We start from the raw sequence: 17,155 nt of genomic DNA, 5'->3' as shown, positions 1-17,155 counted from the left end.
CGGTATCATCAATGAATAAATTAATAGTAAGTTAGACCTGATTTAATTGCTTTCTACTGTTTTTGAATAATTGGTAAAAAAGAATAAATTTGCGTGATTAGCGAATAATTGAGCAATTTTATTCAACTTTACAAAAATATTAAACATTGAATATTCGCTAAAATTAATCACAAAGACCTATATGCCGACAAATGTAGCTTTTTTTGTAAAAAGAAGGAAACGTAAGAATTGGGAGCGAATGTATATGAGTTGCGGTAATAAAGGAGGGAGCAGAATGAGAGAAATATGGGGCAATGTGGATGAGTATTTCATATCAAATCTCCACCCACAGGATATGGTTCTTGAACATGTCCTGCAAGCCAATCATGAAGCCGGTCTGCCATCGATCGATGTTACGCCCACCCAGGGAAAGTTCCTCTATTTGCTGGCAAAATTAAAAGGAGCAAAACGTATCCTTGAAATTGGTACACTTGGTGGTTACAGCAGTATCTGGATGGGCAGGGCACTTCCTGAGGATGGGAAGCTGGTTACGCTGGAATACAGCCAGAAACACGCAGAGGTTGCGAGGGAAAACATCAAAAAAGCGCGGTTGGAACCCAAAATTGAAATCATGGTGGGACCAGCTCTTGAATCGCTACCCACGTTAAAAGATAAAGGATATCCCTCTTTTGATTTCATTTTTATTGATGCCGATAAACCAAACAATCCGCACTACCTAAAGTGGGCTCTTGCTTATTCGCAGCCAGGTACCGTTATTATTGGAGATAATGTTGTTCGAAACGGAAGAGTGGCAGATCAGAACAATGAGGACCCTGATGTAAAAGGATCTCGCGCCCTCATTGACCTATTAGCCAAAGAGAGCCGGATTGAAGCCACAGCCCTGCAGACGGTTGGAAGCAAGGGCTATGACGGTTTTGTGATGGGGGTTGTGAAATAAAGGTTACCATCCTTCACGTGTACAAAGAGAAGTAATATGGGAAATATGATGCCTGCTGTGCCAGGAATAGAGACCAATATTTTGGGCGAGTGTTACCACACCCGAATCCGGATGAGTAAATGTTTTGGTCAGATCATGTGGTGATAGTGATTTGAGAAGCACAACCCACCGGGCATGCAGGTTTTCAAGTAAAGGAAGCGAGATTTCTATGGGAAGCCTGGAGTCAGGAAGTTCCGCCCATAAAGCCTCTTCGTAGGGTTTAATCACAGGATTCTCTTCTGTAAGTGCAAGCTTGAAACGGATATAGCTGTTCAGGTGGCTGTCTGCCAGATGGTGAACAACTTGCCTTACTGTCCAGCCGCCGGGACGGTAGGGGGTATCCAATTGAAGGCCGTTCAGGTTTTTAACCGCTTTTTTCAATTCTTGTGGAGCGGATTCAATGTCTGAGGTCCACTGGTTAATCTCTTTTGACGTGATTTCCTGGTTTATATTAAACAATCCAATCGGATAACGCAAATCCATCATTTGAACGTTTCCCTTCTCTGATCAAATATACATATTCCCAGGGCCAGCCGTTGTGACATGCTGGGTTTTTAATGTTTGCTTGCGGTTCAATTCGAATATCATTAGTTTATCATTAAAAGCTGATACAGAGCAGGGGGCAGAACACGATAGAATGAACGCCTATTTACAGGGGCTTATAGCTCATATACCACCCTTAGATAAAGGCCAGCGGTTTATTCTTGGAATTGATGGATTAAGCCGTTCAGGTAAAAGCACACTAACCAGGGCGTTGGAAGAACACATGCACAAAAAAAATATTCCGTGCTTTACCATACATATAGATGATCATATTGTTGAGAGGAAACATCGCTACAACACGGGGCAAAAGGAATGGAGAGAATACTACTTTTTACAATGGGATATAGTTGGGCTCGCTGAAAACTTGTTCCATTTGGTTAAAACCGAAACTCAATTAACTCTTCCTTTTTACCATGAAAAACTCGATTTGCAGATTATGCGTGAGGTAAGGATACCTGACAAATGTGTAATTGTTATAGAAGGTGTGTTTTTGCAAAGAAAAGATTGGCGGTCGTTTTTTGATTTCGTTGTGTATCTTGAATGTGACAGAGAATTAAGGCTATCGAGGGAAGCGGAAGAAACAAAAATAAACATTGATAAATTTTCAAACCGTTATTGGCCGGCTGAAGATCATTATTTGGCTGAAGAGCAGCCTTTACGCAAAGCTGATTTGATTTTCAAAATAGGTTAAAGAACCAGCGTTCATCAACGCTGGTTCTCTTTATTCAGCCAGGAGAGAATGGTTTTAAAAATTTCCTCCTGCTGTTTTTTATTTGAAATCTTGGCTTTTTTGTCACCTGCTTGTGTACCGTACATTCCGAACTGCGCGTGGTTTCCGCCTTTTATTTCATGATAGGTGGTATCGGTGGGATTGAATTTTTTGCTTCCCTTAATTTTGGCCGGTGTACTGAGGCCATCCCGTTCTCCCGTAATCGAGAGGAGAGGGAAGTTAGCTTTTGATAAATCCGAGCTTTCGGTCGTGTATGAACCTAAGAAAATCAAGCCCTTGATCTTCTCCTGATGTTTTAGGCTGTAGGAGGCAGATGCAGGACCACCGAGAGAGTGACCGCCAATATACCATTTTTGGATGGAAGGGTACAATTTCATCGCCTCTTCTGCTTTATTTTTCCCCAATAGCGCCAGATTCAGCGGCATTTCAGGGATGATTATGAGATAGCCTTCGTCTGAGAGTTTTTTCGCCCAATAGGAATAAGCTTCAGGTTCTACCTTAGCTCCGGGATAAAAGATAAAGCCGTCTTTTATGTCTTTGGATTTCGGCTTGTAAATATATAGATCGTCTTTATGCTGTACTTCCTGCTTTAGGTTGACCAGATGGTTTAGCTGCGAAGTCGGTTTAAAGGTCTGTTTTGACCAAATTAAAAAGCCGCCCGCATAGACAATAAGCACAACCAACACAATGATTAACGCAAATTTTAGCTTCTTATTCAAGTGAATCCTCCAGATGTTTTTCCACTTAGGAAAGTTAATACCTATTCTAGTATGGACAAAATTCAAACTTCTGACAACAAAAGAGTCCAATTGCCGAGGCTATCATGATGTGCCGACACGGAAACTTTTAAAGGCGGAGTTATCATTAAAAACGTCTGGTAATTGTATAATGTTATTCAACTCCCCCGGTAACTAAGTACTAACGGAACGGGTCTTAGCCCTTTTGTTGAATACACCCAGTACTCCGTACATATTTGAGATTCTGCGAATACATCAATATTCAATAATATAGTGTTTGTCATTCACTTAAAATAAAGATAGTTTTAAGCAGCTTGTAAGAGATGTATCTTTTCCGGATTATAAACTTTTTGATTCTTGGCATTCCAACGAGAATACGAGCGAACTTACCAAGCAGCTTCATCAACGATTTCAATCTGCGCATACCCCTTTCTTTAACATTATAGATATGTCTTGGTTTGAACTCCTGATTGTTGTTGATTAAATTCATTTTAGCCATGTAGAGAACGTTCGTAATCGTGACCGTCCTCTTTTAGAAATTACCGTTTGTTCACGCCACTTTCCTGAACTGGCTTCCACGGGATTGAGTCCGGCAAGTCTTAATAGGGCATTCCCATGAGAAAACTGAATAAATATAATGAGGACAAAACTTGAAAAAGTCACAACTTGTCAACCTTGACATAGGATAGTAAATAGGAGAAAACACGCAAAAATAAAAGTTCGCTACCTTCTATTTTTAGAGCTTCATTTATATATTTCCCAACGAAAAAACCCTGAATTTAGGTTTGTTCCGCCGAATTCAGGGTTTTGTTTGGTTGTTGCATTTAAACCAGAGGTAAGTTTAATATTATCATAAATTTGATCTAACACTCTGGGAGTAACAAATCAAGATCACATTATCCGCTTGAAGAACATGTCGACGGTAAAATCAGTGTTGGCTATATCTAAGTCTTGTACTTTATGTCTTATTCAGTTAATTCTTCACCGGTTACAAACTTATCCTAATCATCCTCAAAACTAGTAAAAAACCACCGCCTTATTAGCATAAGGCGGTGGTTTTTACGGTACGACTATTTTTGTTTAATTACGATGATCCAAACGACACCTCTCAGGGTATTTAACTTAGAAAATCAATAGCCAGCTTGATAGAGGACCAAAGGGCAAGAACGGTACAAGCGACTAACAGCACATTTTCATACCATTTGTTGACATACTGCCCCAATGACTTTTTCTGATTCGTCATAATCAGAAGGCCTACGGATATTACTGGTAAACCAACCACGGATAGTATATTTATAAATACGACCAAACTAACGAACCCAGGCATACCTGGAATCGACCATATGACCGGAGTAATAAGGATAAACATACTAAACCATTTGAACAATGGATCGTTTTGGGGTTTGTCACCGTATTTTTTCTTACGTTCTTTATTCGCGGTATGAAGACCATCAATTGCGACTTTCGGAAATACCGTAGCAAAGGCAACCGCACTACTAAATAACCCGCCGATGACACCAAGATAGAACACAACAAATCCGAAAGTGCCTAGATGAACAGCAAGGGCTTGAGCGAGATCTTGAAGACTAGTGATTCGAATACCGTTTGGTTTTAATACCTCCGCTCCAACCACCCATACGGCCAGGTCAAGAACGATAGCCACACAAATCGCGAATAACAAGTCTCTACGTTGAAATTTTAAATGAATAGGTTTCGTCCATCCTTTTTCCTTAAAACCATATGGGTAGATAAAATTCGCAATAGAGCCAGAAACAGCACCTACAAGTGAAATCGCCATTAGAAAGGCACCGTATACACCAACGTCTTTTGGGATGCTAAAACCAACTGTTCCTTTTGCAATGGCACCCACATCCGGTGTCGCCATAATGGCTACCAGAATTAAACAAAAGGTTTTGAGTGCGAGTAATAACTTCATCCCATTTTCAAGCGTATTATATATACTACGTCCAATTAGAATAAAACCAGCGAGAACGATAATAATGGCCCACATAAAAACATTGCCAAAGCCTAAAAGATGAGTTAATCCCTCAGCAGCACCCTTGATCATGTAAGAGTTAAATAAATGGCCCATAATGAGGGCATATCCTCCAAGGAAATAAGGATAGAACTTGTGAAGGCGGCTGAAACCTTGTATAAGAGTAAGGCCTTCTACGTTACATAGTGTGTACCGTGACATGATGGAGACGATTACATAACGAATGATTAAAGAAAGGGCGAGGACCCACATGAGGGCATATCCGTAGTGGGCTCCAGCAATGGAAGAGTCAACGAGGTCGCCGGCTCCAAGCCATGCTAGAACTGCAATAACGCCCGGTCCAAATGAAGCCAATAATTCTTTAAATCTTTGTAATCTAGATTTCGCTGGAAATGCGGTTGACGTTTCAGGCGATAACTCAAGATTCGAATTTGGCTGATTTTCCATTCAACTAATCCTCCCTAAAGTTGATGTTCTAACCATATTTTTTTCAAACTCTTGAAACCGCTTACAATTTTCAGGTGGTATTAAAATGAATTTGTACCTACTCAGCTCTACAATCTACATTAACAAAATAGAGGCAATTACAGAGCCAGAAAGAAACTCAGCAAGCCAAAAATGGTCAGCGTATGCAGATACGGTTCGTTTTGGATATGAGGTTAAACTTCTTCTGGAAATGCCTTGCGTTCATTCTCATTGCTTTCTATTTCAAAGTGGAGAAGAGGTAAAACAAGAATACAAAAGAAACTACCAGGAAGAAGTTACAATATCTATGTATGTTCTAAAAAGAGTGTTTGATAGATGTACGCTAAGTCAAGCCATTGCCTGGCTTGTACCCTTTCGTCTGGCACGACCATTTTTAATGATGATGTATAACTTCTCTTATTTTTCTTCAATATCTGATGATATCCCTTTTTACTGAATGGTCACAAAGCTAACTTGGACCCCTCAACCCCTTTTCTGTAACCCCCTTTCGTTTAAACATACGAAAACACTGAGCTTACGAACGTTTCTACTTCCTAAAACAGGGTGTTAGAGTACGTCATCGTAATCATGACAGTTACCCGTCTTCACTGATTAGTAGTAGACGTTTACATAAACCATTGCAAATAGTCGTGATGTCTTGTATACTTGTACTCAAAGTTTATTTTATATTCAGAATATTGTCAAATTAATATTTTTTTTGGAATTTTAATTGCTCAGTTCAAGATATTCAATAGCAGATTTAGAAAAGGTGGGAGGAAGCTCACAATGACGAACAGCCCTTTTAAACTGAGTTATACAGAAGACCTTAACCTGGACCCTTTAGATCATACTCAAGCGTTTATCCCCCTTGGTGAAGCTGTGTATCAAAAATTGAAAACAGCCATTGTACAAGGTCACTTAATACCAGGACAGCTATTAAGCGAAAACAAGATTGCAGAAAAGTTAGCTGTGAGTCGTACACCTGTCCGTGAAGCCATTCGGGTATTGGGATCTAAAAATTTAATTACGTTTCTGCCAGGGAGAAAAGTTATTGTCTCGATCCCGACGGTCCAAGACATTAAAGAAGTTTTCGAAATTCGCCTGCTTTTAGAAACAGAAGCATTGAGGAGAATAACGAACCAACATACAAAAATCATCGAACAAATGGATGAGTCCGTCCAAATGGGGGAAGCGTACCGTAAACAAGGGGATCTTGTAAAAATGGGTGAGATGAACACTCGTTTCCATCTCACCATTATCTCTGCTCTTGAAAACCAAAGAGTGCAACGCTTTATCGATTCACTACATGAAACCATATCCCGGTTACGTTCTTATTCGCTAACAGCAGAGTGGAAGATTGATAGGGAAAAAGAACATAAGGAAATTGTTACGCTCGTAAAAAAGGGCTTTACGGAAGAAGCAGTATCCGTCTTAAAGCAGCATTTAACCACCTCTCAAGAAAATTTACTGACTTTATTTGCGCAGAAATAAGAGGAAAAAGCTGTTTTTAGTTGTATACATGTATACAAATTACTATAGAGCAAAGGAGAATAAAACATGGATGATGCCATAACACTGGAAAAGGAAACCTTGGGCAACCGAGCCAAGACTGCTGTAATCGACTGTGATGTACATAATGCCGTTCCTTCCATACAGGCTCTTTTCCCCTATCTACCGGACAGGTGGCGCGATTATGTGGTGGAACACGGAATTAAAAGCTTAGAACCCAATTATTACCCAAGGGGAAGTTCCTTATCTGCAAGGCCCGATTCGGTATTGCCAAACGGCGATCCTCCGGGTTCGGATCTTGAGGTTTTGCAACGACAGGTGCTGGAACCCTGGAATATGGAATATGCGATCCTTAATTGCCTTTACGGCGTACAGATGATCCACAATGAGGATTGGGCGGCAGCCATGGCCCGCGCGGTAAACGATTGGCAGATCGCTGAATGGTTGGATAAAGAACCAAGGCTGCGTGCCTCAATCGTCGTTGCCAGTCAGAATCCGGAGCAGGCGGCGGAGGAAATTCACCGGTTAGGCAAACATCCCGGTTTCGTACAAGTTCTTTTGATGGTACGTTCCGAAATGCTCTACGGAAAAAAACATTTCTGGCCGATTTACGAAGCAGCCCAGCAGTATGGGTTAGTGATCGGAATTCATGCGGGTGGGGTTACCGGTTATCCAACGATGCCTGTCGGTTGGCCTTCTTATTACCTTGAGGATTACGTCAGTCAATCACAAGCCTTTCAGTCGCAAATCGTCAGCTTGGTATGTGAAGGTACCTTCCAAAAGTTTCCTCGCCTTCGAGTCGCGCTTCTTGAAAGCGGTTTCACATGGATGCCCGCACTGATGTGGCGATTGGATAAGAATTGGAAGGGCCTACGCCGAGAAATTCCATGGGTGGACCGGTTACCATCAGAGATTATAAGGGAACATTTTCGGTTGACGATCCAGCCGCTAGATGAATCACCAAAGCCCGAACATTTGCTGCAAACGATGGAACAAATGCGTTCCCAAGACATGCTGCTCTTTTCAACCGATTATCCACATTGGCACTTCGATGAGAAAGAAGAGGCTCTCCCAGCCAATCTCCCGCCAAGCCTGGAGAAGAAGATTCTATCGGAAAACGCCCGCTCTTTTTACCGTTTTGATTGATAAATACAGGGATTATCCCTAGTGAGGAGGAACATACATGCCCATTGTAAATACTAAGTCGATAGAGGACAAGCGAAAAACCGCAATCCGTTTCATTGACTGTGATATTCATAATGAAGTTCCGTCAAACGAGGTGCTTAAACAATATCTTCCGACACGTTGGAAGAATTATATGGACATGGTCGGCCTGCGCGGCTACCATGGCTTTGTTCAAAATATTCCATATCCAAAAGGGAATCCGGGTGGGACACGGGCAGACGCCTGGCTGCCGAACGGTCAAATCCCCGGCTCCGACCTAAAGTTCATGCAAGAACAGCTATTGGATCCTTTGAATATGGAGATCGGTATCTTAAACTGCCTGTATCGTGTCGGGGAACAGCTGAACGATGAATACGGAGCAGCACTGGCCCGCGCGGTCAACGATTGGCAGATGGCCGAATGGCTGGACAAAGAACCGAGGTTGCGCGCATCCATTGTCATCCCGTACGAGAACGCCGATCTGGCGGTAGAAGAAATTAATCGGCGCGCTAGCCATCCTGGTTTTGTGCAAGTGTTATTCATGCCCCGTACCCGGGAACCGATGGGTCGTCGCAAATATTGGAAAATCTTTGAGGCGGCGGAAAACCACGGACTACCAATCGCGATTCATTTTGGAGGTTTGGGTGGAAACGCAATCACCTCTTCTGGATTTCCTTCGTTTTATATCGAGGATCACACCGACATGGCTCAGGCGTTCCAATGCCAGGTCATTAGTATGGTTTGTGAAGGGGTGTTTGAACGGTTTTCCAACCTGCAAACTGTGATGCTCGAAGGCGGGTTTGCTTGGGTGCCTTCCTTGATGTGGCGGCTCGACAAGCACTGGAAGCGACTGCGTGAAGAAGTCCCTTTCTTGAAGCGAAAGCCATCCGAATACATTCGAGGGCATATGCGATTTACCACCCAGCCGATAGAGGAGCCGCCGGTTCAGGACTATCTCCTTCAGGTAATCGATCACCTGGGATCCGATGACATGCTCATGTTTGCTACTGATTATCCGCACTGGGATTATGATGCACCCGATCATACTTTTCGAGGGAAGTTTCCAGAAACCCTAAAACAGAAAATCTTTTATGAAAACGCTCGTTCTTTATACCGATTTCCGGAGAAGGAGTGATGAATCTATGAAAAAATACTTTGTGGCAACTGTCGATGAGATCCCACCCGGTCACCGAAAGATCATTTCTATTGCCGGGAGGTCTATCGGTATTTTTAACATAAACGGTGAATTTTTTGCCATTCGAAACCGGTGCCCTCATGGAGGGGCCCCGCTTTGTGAAGGAGAATTGTCCGGTTTTGTTCATTCCCCAGTCCCGGGGGAATACACCTACACTCGAAAAGGAGAGATTATCCGCTGTCCATGGCATCAATGGGAATTCGACGTCAAGACCGGACAATCATGGTTCGATCCAGTCAAAACCCGTGTTCGTTCTTACGACGCGAAGGTCGAACAAGGATGCGCTATCGCTGAATCTACCGGGACCAAATTGGAAGAAGGGCCCCACGTGGCGGAAACCTTCCATGTTTCCCTGGACAAAGATTATGTAGTGCTTGAGATGTGACCTTAAACGTTAAAGGTGAAATTTAATGAAGGTTCCATCGCGTAAACCGTGGGGTTTGGAGAGATTTTAGTAAGGAAGGTTATAACGGCTTACTAGCATACTGTTTTGAAAATAAAAAAGGAGGTCACAAATTATGTTGGACATGGATTGTGATGTATTAGTTATTGGAGGTGGCGTAACAGGCGTAGCCGCGGCGACCGCTGCCGCACGCAATGGTGCCAATACGATTCTGCTTGAATCCAAGCCGTTTCTGGGTGGTAATGCGACAACAGGACTTTGCTTACATAATTTTATTACACGATACGGTCGTCAAGTTGTGTTCGGAATCGCCCAGGAAATTGTGGATCGATTGATTAAAATGGGAGGCGCTGTCGGACATATTCCATATGGGGGATTTGTTCATTCTGTCACTCCAGTGGATGGAGAACTATTCCGAATCCTGTCCACTGAGTTATTAGATGAAGCAGGGGTTACTGTATTTTTAGGGGTAAATGTAGTTGGAACTGTGCGTGACCGAGGAAATGTCACGGGCGTTCAAGTTGCGGTAAAGGGTGGGATACGAACCATTAGAGCCAAAACGTACATTGACGCAAGTGGAGATGCTGATGTTGTAGCAGCTGCCGGCGCAAACTATACGAAGGGCGATCGAAAAACTGGAAAAATGCAGCCTGTTTCGATGGTCCTTCGCTGTTATGGAACCAACAATAAGGAGATCGCTCAAGCCATCGCCGTCTCTACACCTGCAATGGCCACACGAGCTGACCATCCCGAACCGATTCCTGTTTACTTTAATGGGGCATTCAGTCAATGGAATGATATCATTCGTGAGAATCAGATCTTCCCGAATGAAGATCACAAAGTGTTTTTTAATACGGTTTGGCCGAATCACATTAATGTTAACACTTCTGCGGTGGTGGGTATTGATGGTACGGATCCCCTTTCGTTATCCCGCGCTACAGTTGAATTAACAAAACAAGTATATCGAATTAGTCAATTTCTAAAAGAAAATGTTCCCGGGTTCCAAAATGCCTACTTTGTTCCTTCGGCATTTGCAGGTGTAAGGGAAACACGAAGAATTGAAGGACTCTATGAGATTACGGACGAGGATGTTACCATAGGACGAAAATTCGAAGATACCATCGGACAAATTTGCTTCCCTGTTGATATTCACGATCCCGATACGGGTCAGGCTTCTTTTTACCAAATCGGAGACGATGGAGCATTTGATATTCCGTTCCGGGCATTAATTCCAAAAGGCCTGCAAAATATCCTGGTGGCAGGGAGATGCGTTTCAGCTACATCTTTTGCCAACGGAGCCACTCGAAATATGGCGCCGTGTTTAGTAATGGGGCAGAGTGCCGGCGTCGCAGCCGCTATGGCATCTCAGCAAAACCTGACTTTTACACAATTGAACATTCATAAACTTCAGGAAAACCTTGAGGAACAAGGTGTCTATTTAGGAGAACGAAGCAACAAAAGAGTTACACATCCCACCATCTGACTTTAAAAGTAAAAAAAGGAAGATAGATAGTCTGTAAAAGACAAAAAGGATAGAATTGAGGATGAATCCCACCATCTTTTGTACCCCTTTTTTTGCAATTGGTAGATGATTACAATGGGAGGCCACCAAAGCCGTTTTTACAGTATAGGGAGGACAAGCTGATTGGAAGGGGAAAAGGTCCTCCATTTTTCCAGCTCAGCAAATCCGAACGAATAATAGATACTGGCAAAACAACAATCGAGGAACCATTATTGGTTCCTCGATTGTTGTTTTGATTCAAGCACCTAATTGTTGGGCTAAATCGATGAAATCTCTTGCTACCACATCATAGTTTTCTTCAGGCATTAGATTAGGGATTGCCTCACATCCATACTCCAATGGTCGAAAAACATAAGCTGTTTTCATCCCTAGCTTTTTGGCTGCCTGTAAGTCATGTTGATGCGCCGCAACCATCATGACTTCATTGGGTTGAAGATCAAGAAAGTCGATAGCCATGTGGTAAACGTTTGGATCGGGTTTGTAACTTTTGATCATTTCAGGGGACAAGATCAAATCCCAAGGTAGTCCACTATGTTTTGCCATATTGGTGAGTAAAGATACATTCCCGTTTGATAGTGGACTGATTATGAATTTTTGTTTCAAGCGTTGAAGACCTGGAACCGCATCACCCCATGGCTCCAAACGATGCCAGACTCGATTGAGGTGAATGATTTCTTCCTCTGTTAGATGGTTGATCTCAAATTCATCAAGAAGCTTTCGTAATACCATCAAATGCAATGAATCCAAATTCATCCACGAAAGCTCGCCGCTTAGAATACGATCCAAGTTGGGACGATAAGCCCCTCGCCAGGCATCAGCAAACTTCGGCGAATTCAGCTCAAGGTCTTTCATCTCATTCAATTTTTCGCATTCTTTAATGATCGATGATCGATAATCTACAACCGTTCCAAACACGTCGAAGGTAAGTGCTTTAAGCCCGTTAGTTTTCATGTCATCATCACCATCCTTTTTTATGAATAGATCCATACATTAACAAGAAGTATAGAGATGTTTCACTCTATTACTACGCTTTTAATAACTGCACCTTTGCTTTTCGTAAATCCTCTATTGTAGCGGAAACTGAAATTTGTTCAGGGCTTATCGCCACTTCAATAATGGAAGGTTTACCTGACTGGAGTGCTCGAGTAAACGCTGCCTCAAATTCTTCGTTAGAATCGATGTACTCACCATAGCCACCAAACAATTTAGCCAATTGGGCGTAGTCAGGATTTGTGAGCAACGTCCCGGAAATTCGCTCAGGATACTCGCGTTCTTGGTGCATCCGAATGGTTCCGTACATATTGTTATTAAAGACTAACGCGATAACAGGAACCTTATAACGAACGGCTGTTTCAAATTCTTGCATGGTCATCATAAAACCGCCATCACCGGATAAGGAAACCACAACACGATTGGGATGTGCTAATTTAGCTCCAACTGCAGCGGGAAAACCATAACCCATGGCACCATTTGTCGGGCCAATATAGGTTCCAGGTTGTTCAAACTGGTAAAATTGGTGTAGCCAGCCACAAAAGTTTCCTGCATCGTTTGTTATAATGGCATCTGCAGGCGTTAGACGCTGAAGATCGGCTAAGAGTTTCTTCATATTTAATTTGCCACTTTGATCTAATTCGTCATGAATCCATTGACCGTACAAACGGCGACGCTCGGAAATCCAATCCAGACGTTCTTTTTTAGTTTCTGGTTGATATTGGTTAGAAGCTTCAACTAACGCATTTAGCGCTTCTCCTGCATCTGCTACAATACCAAGAGCTGGATTATATACTTTACCGATACTATTTGGGTCAATATCAATATGAATCATCGTTTGCTCCGTTGAAAATAACGAGTACCCTTGTGTCACAATTTCTGAAAAACGCATCCCCACTGCCACAATCAGATCAGCAGTTTTCACTGTTTCTAATATATTCTTAGGCGTACCCAGTCCAATATGGCCTAAATACTGCGAATGGTGGTTTGGAAATACATCATGGCGGCGGAAAGACGATAAAACAGGTAAAGCCATGGATTCCGCAAATTGAATCAATGGTTCGTGTGCGCCGCTACGAACTACACCGCCACCAGCAATCATAATAGGATGCTTGGCCTGAGAAATGAGAGAAAGTGCCCGAGCCACTTCATCTTTGCCTGGAGCTGGCTTTGGAATAGTGATGACTTGGCCTATTTCCATTTCCACTTCTGCATCGATGACATCCACTGGCAATCCGACCACAACCGGACCCGGTCTACCGCTTTTAGCAATCCGAAAAGCCCGTTGAACCAGCTCAGGAATTCGATGTGTGTCCGTAATTTCAATGGTCCACTTTGAAATCGGTGCAAAAAAGTTTTCTTGATTAACCTCCTGGAACCCTTCCCGTGTCCGAAAATGACTATGGACTTGTCCTAAAAACACCACCATAGGGGTTGAATCTTGCATAGCGGTATGGACACCGATAGAGAGGTTGGCTCCGCCTACACCTCGTGTAGCCATACAAACGCCGGGCTTATTTGTTGCCTTCGCATATCCTTCTGCCATAAAACTGGCTCCGCCTTCGTGGCGAGCGGAAATCAGGTTTATTTCCTCCGTTTCATAGATTGCATCTAATACACTTAGATAGCTTTCGCCTGGCACACAAAAAACTTGATCCACGCCTTCTCTTCGAATACATTCAACCACCGCTTGAGCACCAGTCATTTTCTTTTTCATTTTTCGTTCACTCCTTGTTTGTTCTCTTTGCAAAACGAGAGGGTACGTCGTATATGGTTACGCATCGCTTCTTCAGCACCATCCGGATCGTTTGAACCAACTTTGGTAAATATTAAATGATGCTCTTCATAGGCACGGTCAAGTTCATTGACATTAGCTAATGCGTGCTTTCTAACGACATTAGCAAAAGCCTTTAGGGAAGTTATCTGTTTTTCGATATAATCATTTTTCGCTGCCTTGATAATGAAGTGATGGAATGCTTCATTACTTTTCCTTAATCCATCGCTGTTTTTATCCATCGTATAAACTTCCATTTGTTCTATGATGGTACCCAGCTGTTTTTTTTGCTCCTCTGTAATCTTGGACGCGGCCAAGCGGGCAGCTACTCCCTCAAGCGAGGATCTCGCTAACGTGATCTCTTCCACCGACTTCATAATTTGGGTGGAAACAAAGGTACCCCTTCTTGGACGAGTATAGACCAACCCTTCCAATTCCAGCCTGCGAAGCGCTTCTTTTATAGGAGTTGTACTAACGCCCAATTGTTCCGATAACGCTCGTTCTTTTAAATGCATTTCTGGTGAAAGTTGTTCAGACAAAATGCCGTTTTTAAGCGTTTCATAAACAACGTCTCTCACTGAACGCGTTTGTTTATGTATGGTTTCATTCATCATGAAATTGTGAGCATTCATGTTTATCGATCTCCTTTTTAAAGTCATTCAACAACCAAAAACCTTATCTTCATTGCGTAATCCATGAAAAACTGACTGGATCTTAGATGCGAGTAAACGTATCTTATTTAAATGGCTGAAAACGGTGTGACTTATATTTTGTTTACTTGTTTTCACCTTTTTTAAGGAACTTGAGGTCTGATATATCAGTCTTTTTATTGTAATGGCAAGCTCAGTAAAGTTAAGGTGTCAACTGAATATTTTTTATTTTTTTAAATCTTTAAATAAATTAATGCTTAATCAAACAATAAGGAGTTTTAGAATGAAATTCAAATCAAAAACGGGAGTACCGACGATTTAAAAATAAATACCCGCCGAATCACAGAACATACATATTGGCTTTTTCCACTTTCATTGCACTTTAAAATAAGAGTGGGCCAGGAGCGGAACAGGGCTAAACCCTTTGAAGATATTGTTTTGGACATGTGTTTACTAGATACAAACTTCACGAAATAAAGTAATTAATGATCGTTAGGAAGGTGGTACTAAACAGCATGAATCCAAACGCATAGCCGGCGTTCATCAATAAACCGATTTGTACAGGTTTCACATTCGCCAAACGGCTTATGATCATATTTGCAGCAGAAAAGGGAGAAATCATGGATGCGAGGGACCATGAAATTAATATCACCATCGCATAAATGACCGGTTGAATTCCGAGCTGTTGCCAGTGAACAGAAGCAGTAAATAGCGTAATGGTCACTAAATGATGAATGCCAAAAAAGGCTATAAACACGACAAAAAAAATAAAGAGAAAAATGAACAGCCAAATATAACCGAGGGATACACTCGACCAGGCGGGCAGTTGTACCTTCCAATCGAGCCATATAAGGGTATGAGAGAAGAAACCAACCGAAATAAATAATAAAGCTTCAAATCGTATATTGGGTAAATCCCGCTTAGCAAAATGACGGAGTCCATGTAAAAACTCTTTCACCGTTCCCTGTAACAATGTCCAAGAAGCGGAATAGAAGATACTGAGGAGACAGATGATGGCAATGGTGTTTATCGGCGTTATATACTCTATGAGTAACAAACTGCCGATTAATAAACCGTAAAAGGATAATAAATGTACTATTTTAGGATTAAATCGGGTTCTGTTACCTGGAGGAATATCTTGTTGCTGTTTTAGTTTCATTAGCCCGGGCATGACGGTAGCAAGCAATATAATACAACATAGCGTTAAGCCAAGCAAAATGAGGGATCCCGGATTTCCCTTGCTATAGGAAATGGCTACTGAAAAAGCAGCAAAGTAAGGGGTCCAACAAACTGCCAAGTTAAATGAGCGGTTCAGATAAGCGCCATATTTGTTTGGGTTCTCATTCATTCGGCTATCTTTAAACTGGTCAACCAGCCGTATAGAGGCTAAATTTAAAAAAGAACTCAGAAAAAAATTAACCGCAGAAATGGCATAAATAAAGAATCCCTTGTTTTTTACTGTTAATAGATTCCTGATTTCCTCTAAGTAATTTCCTTGATCAATAGGTATTTTAAGAAGCGGTATACAAACAAACAATGAAATAAATATGGTATTCGAGTTTAAATGATCAACAGCAACGGAATAAGGAATATGATAGTGCCAGGTTAAAAAAATACTCATGATAAAAAACAAACTATAAACAATCCTAGGTATTCCATTGGTACAAAACAGAAGAATGACAAACATAAAAAGGACGCTAATCCCCAACATGATTTTAATCAAATAAAAATCAAATAGGGATAATACAATGCTTAACGCAGCGATTGCCAGAAGGAGGCAAGTATGTAGTTTATTTATCATCATTCCATCTCCCTCAATTTAAACAAACTCTTGAAGAAAAAAGCAAAGAATGCCATATTTGAATCCAAACATGGCTTCCCTGACTCCAGGGCTGTGCTAAAAACAGCCTGGATAAACATTTTTTAGCTGTTCCAAATGAGGACTGGCTTCCTCTGGAAGACTGATGTTAACCGAAATTTTTTCATTCCATTCCGAGATAGCGCTTAAGATAAGGTTTTAGTTCCATCTTAAGAAATGAATCATAGGGACACCGCAAACTTGATTATTTATGTATGAACAATGATAGAATTGAAGTTGACCGTAACAGGATACGTTTCTACCTGAGCAAGTGCCTTTTCTGATTCCATTATCCCTACAGTTACCTTATAGGTTTTTACCAAGCAGCCATCTGGATCAAATATGGATTTCCCCGTTTTAATATCAAATTCCCAACCATGCCATGGACAACGAAGAATTTCACCCTTTTTTATAAATTCAACCTCACCCAATTTCCCTATGTTTTTTTCCCTACAAACCGTCATGCCACCAACACTCCCTGAACACACCGGTGCTCCTTGATGTGGGCATACGTTCCGCAATGCGTAAAACTCCCCGTTCACATTGAATACAGAAATTGAACGTCCTTCTATTTCTACCGTTTTACTCTGGCCAACGCCGACTTCGTCAATGGATGCCACAACATGCGCACTCATGTATCATC

16 protein-coding genes and 1 pseudogene are annotated in these 17,155 nt (G+C 41.9%); 8 read left to right on the top strand and 9 right to left on the bottom strand.

Features of this window, described 5'->3' with window-relative positions; translation table 11 throughout:
* Positions 1-274: 274 nt before the first annotated feature.
* On the top strand, positions 275-937 hold the full coding sequence (locus DMO16_RS09495; protein WP_129477051.1) for an O-methyltransferase: 663 nt from the start codon (positions 275-277) through the stop codon (positions 935-937).
* A 3-nt stretch (positions 938-940) separates the two neighbouring features.
* Here DMO16_RS09495 and DMO16_RS09490 read toward each other — a convergent pair whose 3' ends face one another.
* Positions 941-1,462 carry a YfiT family bacillithiol transferase gene (locus tag DMO16_RS09490; protein WP_061968034.1) on the bottom strand — a complete coding sequence of 174 codons (522 nt, stop codon included), beginning with the start codon at positions 1,460-1,462 and terminating at the stop codon, positions 941-943.
* A 151-nt stretch (positions 1,463-1,613) separates the two neighbouring features.
* On the opposite strand from DMO16_RS09490, the gene DMO16_RS09485 reads away from it, so the two are divergent.
* Positions 1,614-2,210, top strand: a complete 597-nt coding sequence (locus DMO16_RS09485; protein ID WP_129477049.1) for a kinase — start codon at positions 1,614-1,616, stop codon at positions 2,208-2,210.
* Positions 2,211-2,224: 14 nt separating this feature from the next.
* Here DMO16_RS09485 and DMO16_RS09480 read toward each other — a convergent pair whose 3' ends face one another.
* The 3 genes and pseudogenes from DMO16_RS09480 to DMO16_RS09470 all read right to left on the bottom strand — a co-directional run bounded on the left by DMO16_RS09480 (position 2,225) and on the right by DMO16_RS09470 (position 5,429).
* On the bottom strand, positions 2,225-2,968 hold the full coding sequence (locus DMO16_RS09480; RefSeq protein WP_129477046.1) for an alpha/beta fold hydrolase: 744 nt from the start codon (positions 2,966-2,968) through the stop codon (positions 2,225-2,227).
* Between the two features lie 323 nt (positions 2,969-3,291).
* A pseudogene (locus tag DMO16_RS25405) lies at positions 3,292-3,610 on the bottom strand (transposase); the annotation flags it as partial.
* 493 nt (positions 3,611-4,103) lie between these two features.
* Entirely contained in the window at positions 4,104-5,429 is a 1,326-nt protein-coding gene (locus DMO16_RS09470) for an Nramp family divalent metal transporter (protein WP_129477042.1), read from the bottom strand.
* 85 nt (positions 5,430-5,514) lie between these two features.
* Between DMO16_RS09470 and DMO16_RS09465 the strand changes: the two genes are divergently transcribed.
* The 6 genes from DMO16_RS09465 (at position 5,515) to DMO16_RS09440 (ending at position 11,201) form a co-directional block, all read left to right on the top strand.
* Positions 5,515-5,904: a hypothetical protein gene (locus DMO16_RS09465; RefSeq protein ID WP_129477040.1), complete on the top strand. Its 390-nt coding sequence runs from the start codon at positions 5,515-5,517 to the stop codon at positions 5,902-5,904.
* Positions 5,905-6,233: 329 nt separating this feature from the next.
* Positions 6,234-6,938: a GntR family transcriptional regulator gene (locus tag DMO16_RS09460; protein ID WP_129477038.1), complete on the top strand. Its 705-nt coding sequence runs from the start codon at positions 6,234-6,236 to the stop codon at positions 6,936-6,938.
* A 66-nt stretch (positions 6,939-7,004) separates the two neighbouring features.
* Complete coding sequence (locus DMO16_RS09455; RefSeq protein ID WP_061968052.1) at positions 7,005-8,102, top strand: amidohydrolase family protein; 1,098 nt, start codon at positions 7,005-7,007, stop codon at positions 8,100-8,102.
* A 37-nt stretch (positions 8,103-8,139) separates the two neighbouring features.
* Positions 8,140-9,255, top strand: coding sequence for an amidohydrolase family protein (locus DMO16_RS09450; protein ID WP_129477036.1), 1,116 nt, complete (start codon positions 8,140-8,142; stop codon positions 9,253-9,255).
* 7 nt (positions 9,256-9,262) lie between these two features.
* Positions 9,263-9,700: a Rieske (2Fe-2S) protein gene (locus DMO16_RS09445; RefSeq protein WP_061968057.1), complete on the top strand. Its 438-nt coding sequence runs from the start codon at positions 9,263-9,265 to the stop codon at positions 9,698-9,700.
* 133 nt (positions 9,701-9,833) lie between these two features.
* A complete protein-coding gene (locus DMO16_RS09440) occupies positions 9,834-11,201 on the top strand; it encodes an FAD-dependent oxidoreductase (protein ID WP_061968059.1) in 1,368 nt (455 codons plus the stop codon).
* A 276-nt stretch (positions 11,202-11,477) separates the two neighbouring features.
* Here DMO16_RS09440 and DMO16_RS09435 read toward each other — a convergent pair whose 3' ends face one another.
* From DMO16_RS09435 to DMO16_RS09415, 5 genes are all read right to left on the bottom strand, one after another.
* Positions 11,478-12,227 (bottom strand): haloacid dehalogenase type II, encoded by a 750-nt coding sequence (locus tag DMO16_RS09435; RefSeq protein WP_206738082.1) that lies wholly within the window; start codon positions 12,225-12,227, stop codon positions 11,478-11,480.
* Between the two features lie 37 nt (positions 12,228-12,264).
* Complete coding sequence (locus DMO16_RS09430; protein WP_129477032.1) at positions 12,265-13,947, bottom strand: thiamine pyrophosphate-dependent enzyme; 1,683 nt, start codon at positions 13,945-13,947, stop codon at positions 12,265-12,267.
* Positions 13,944-14,636 (bottom strand): GntR family transcriptional regulator, encoded by a 693-nt coding sequence (locus DMO16_RS09425; RefSeq protein WP_241840510.1) that lies wholly within the window; start codon positions 14,634-14,636, stop codon positions 13,944-13,946. Before DMO16_RS09425 ends, DMO16_RS09430 begins: the two co-directional genes overlap by 4 nt.
* 484 nt (positions 14,637-15,120) lie before the next feature.
* Positions 15,121-16,275, bottom strand: coding sequence for a hypothetical protein (locus DMO16_RS09420; protein ID WP_206738081.1), 1,155 nt, complete (start codon positions 16,273-16,275; stop codon positions 15,121-15,123).
* A gap of 446 nt (positions 16,276-16,721) precedes the next feature.
* Complete coding sequence (locus tag DMO16_RS09415; protein ID WP_129477028.1) at positions 16,722-17,147, bottom strand: Rieske (2Fe-2S) protein; 426 nt, start codon at positions 17,145-17,147, stop codon at positions 16,722-16,724.
* Positions 17,148-17,155 lie beyond the last annotated feature (8 nt).

The sequence above is a fragment of the Fictibacillus sp. S7 genome, from assembly GCF_004127935.1.
GTDB classification, from domain to species: domain Bacteria; phylum Bacillota; class Bacilli; order Bacillales; family Fictibacillaceae; genus Fictibacillus_C; species Fictibacillus_C enclensis.
Note: the sequence above shows the minus strand (reverse complement) of the source record. Positions and strands in the feature narration are given on the sequence as shown.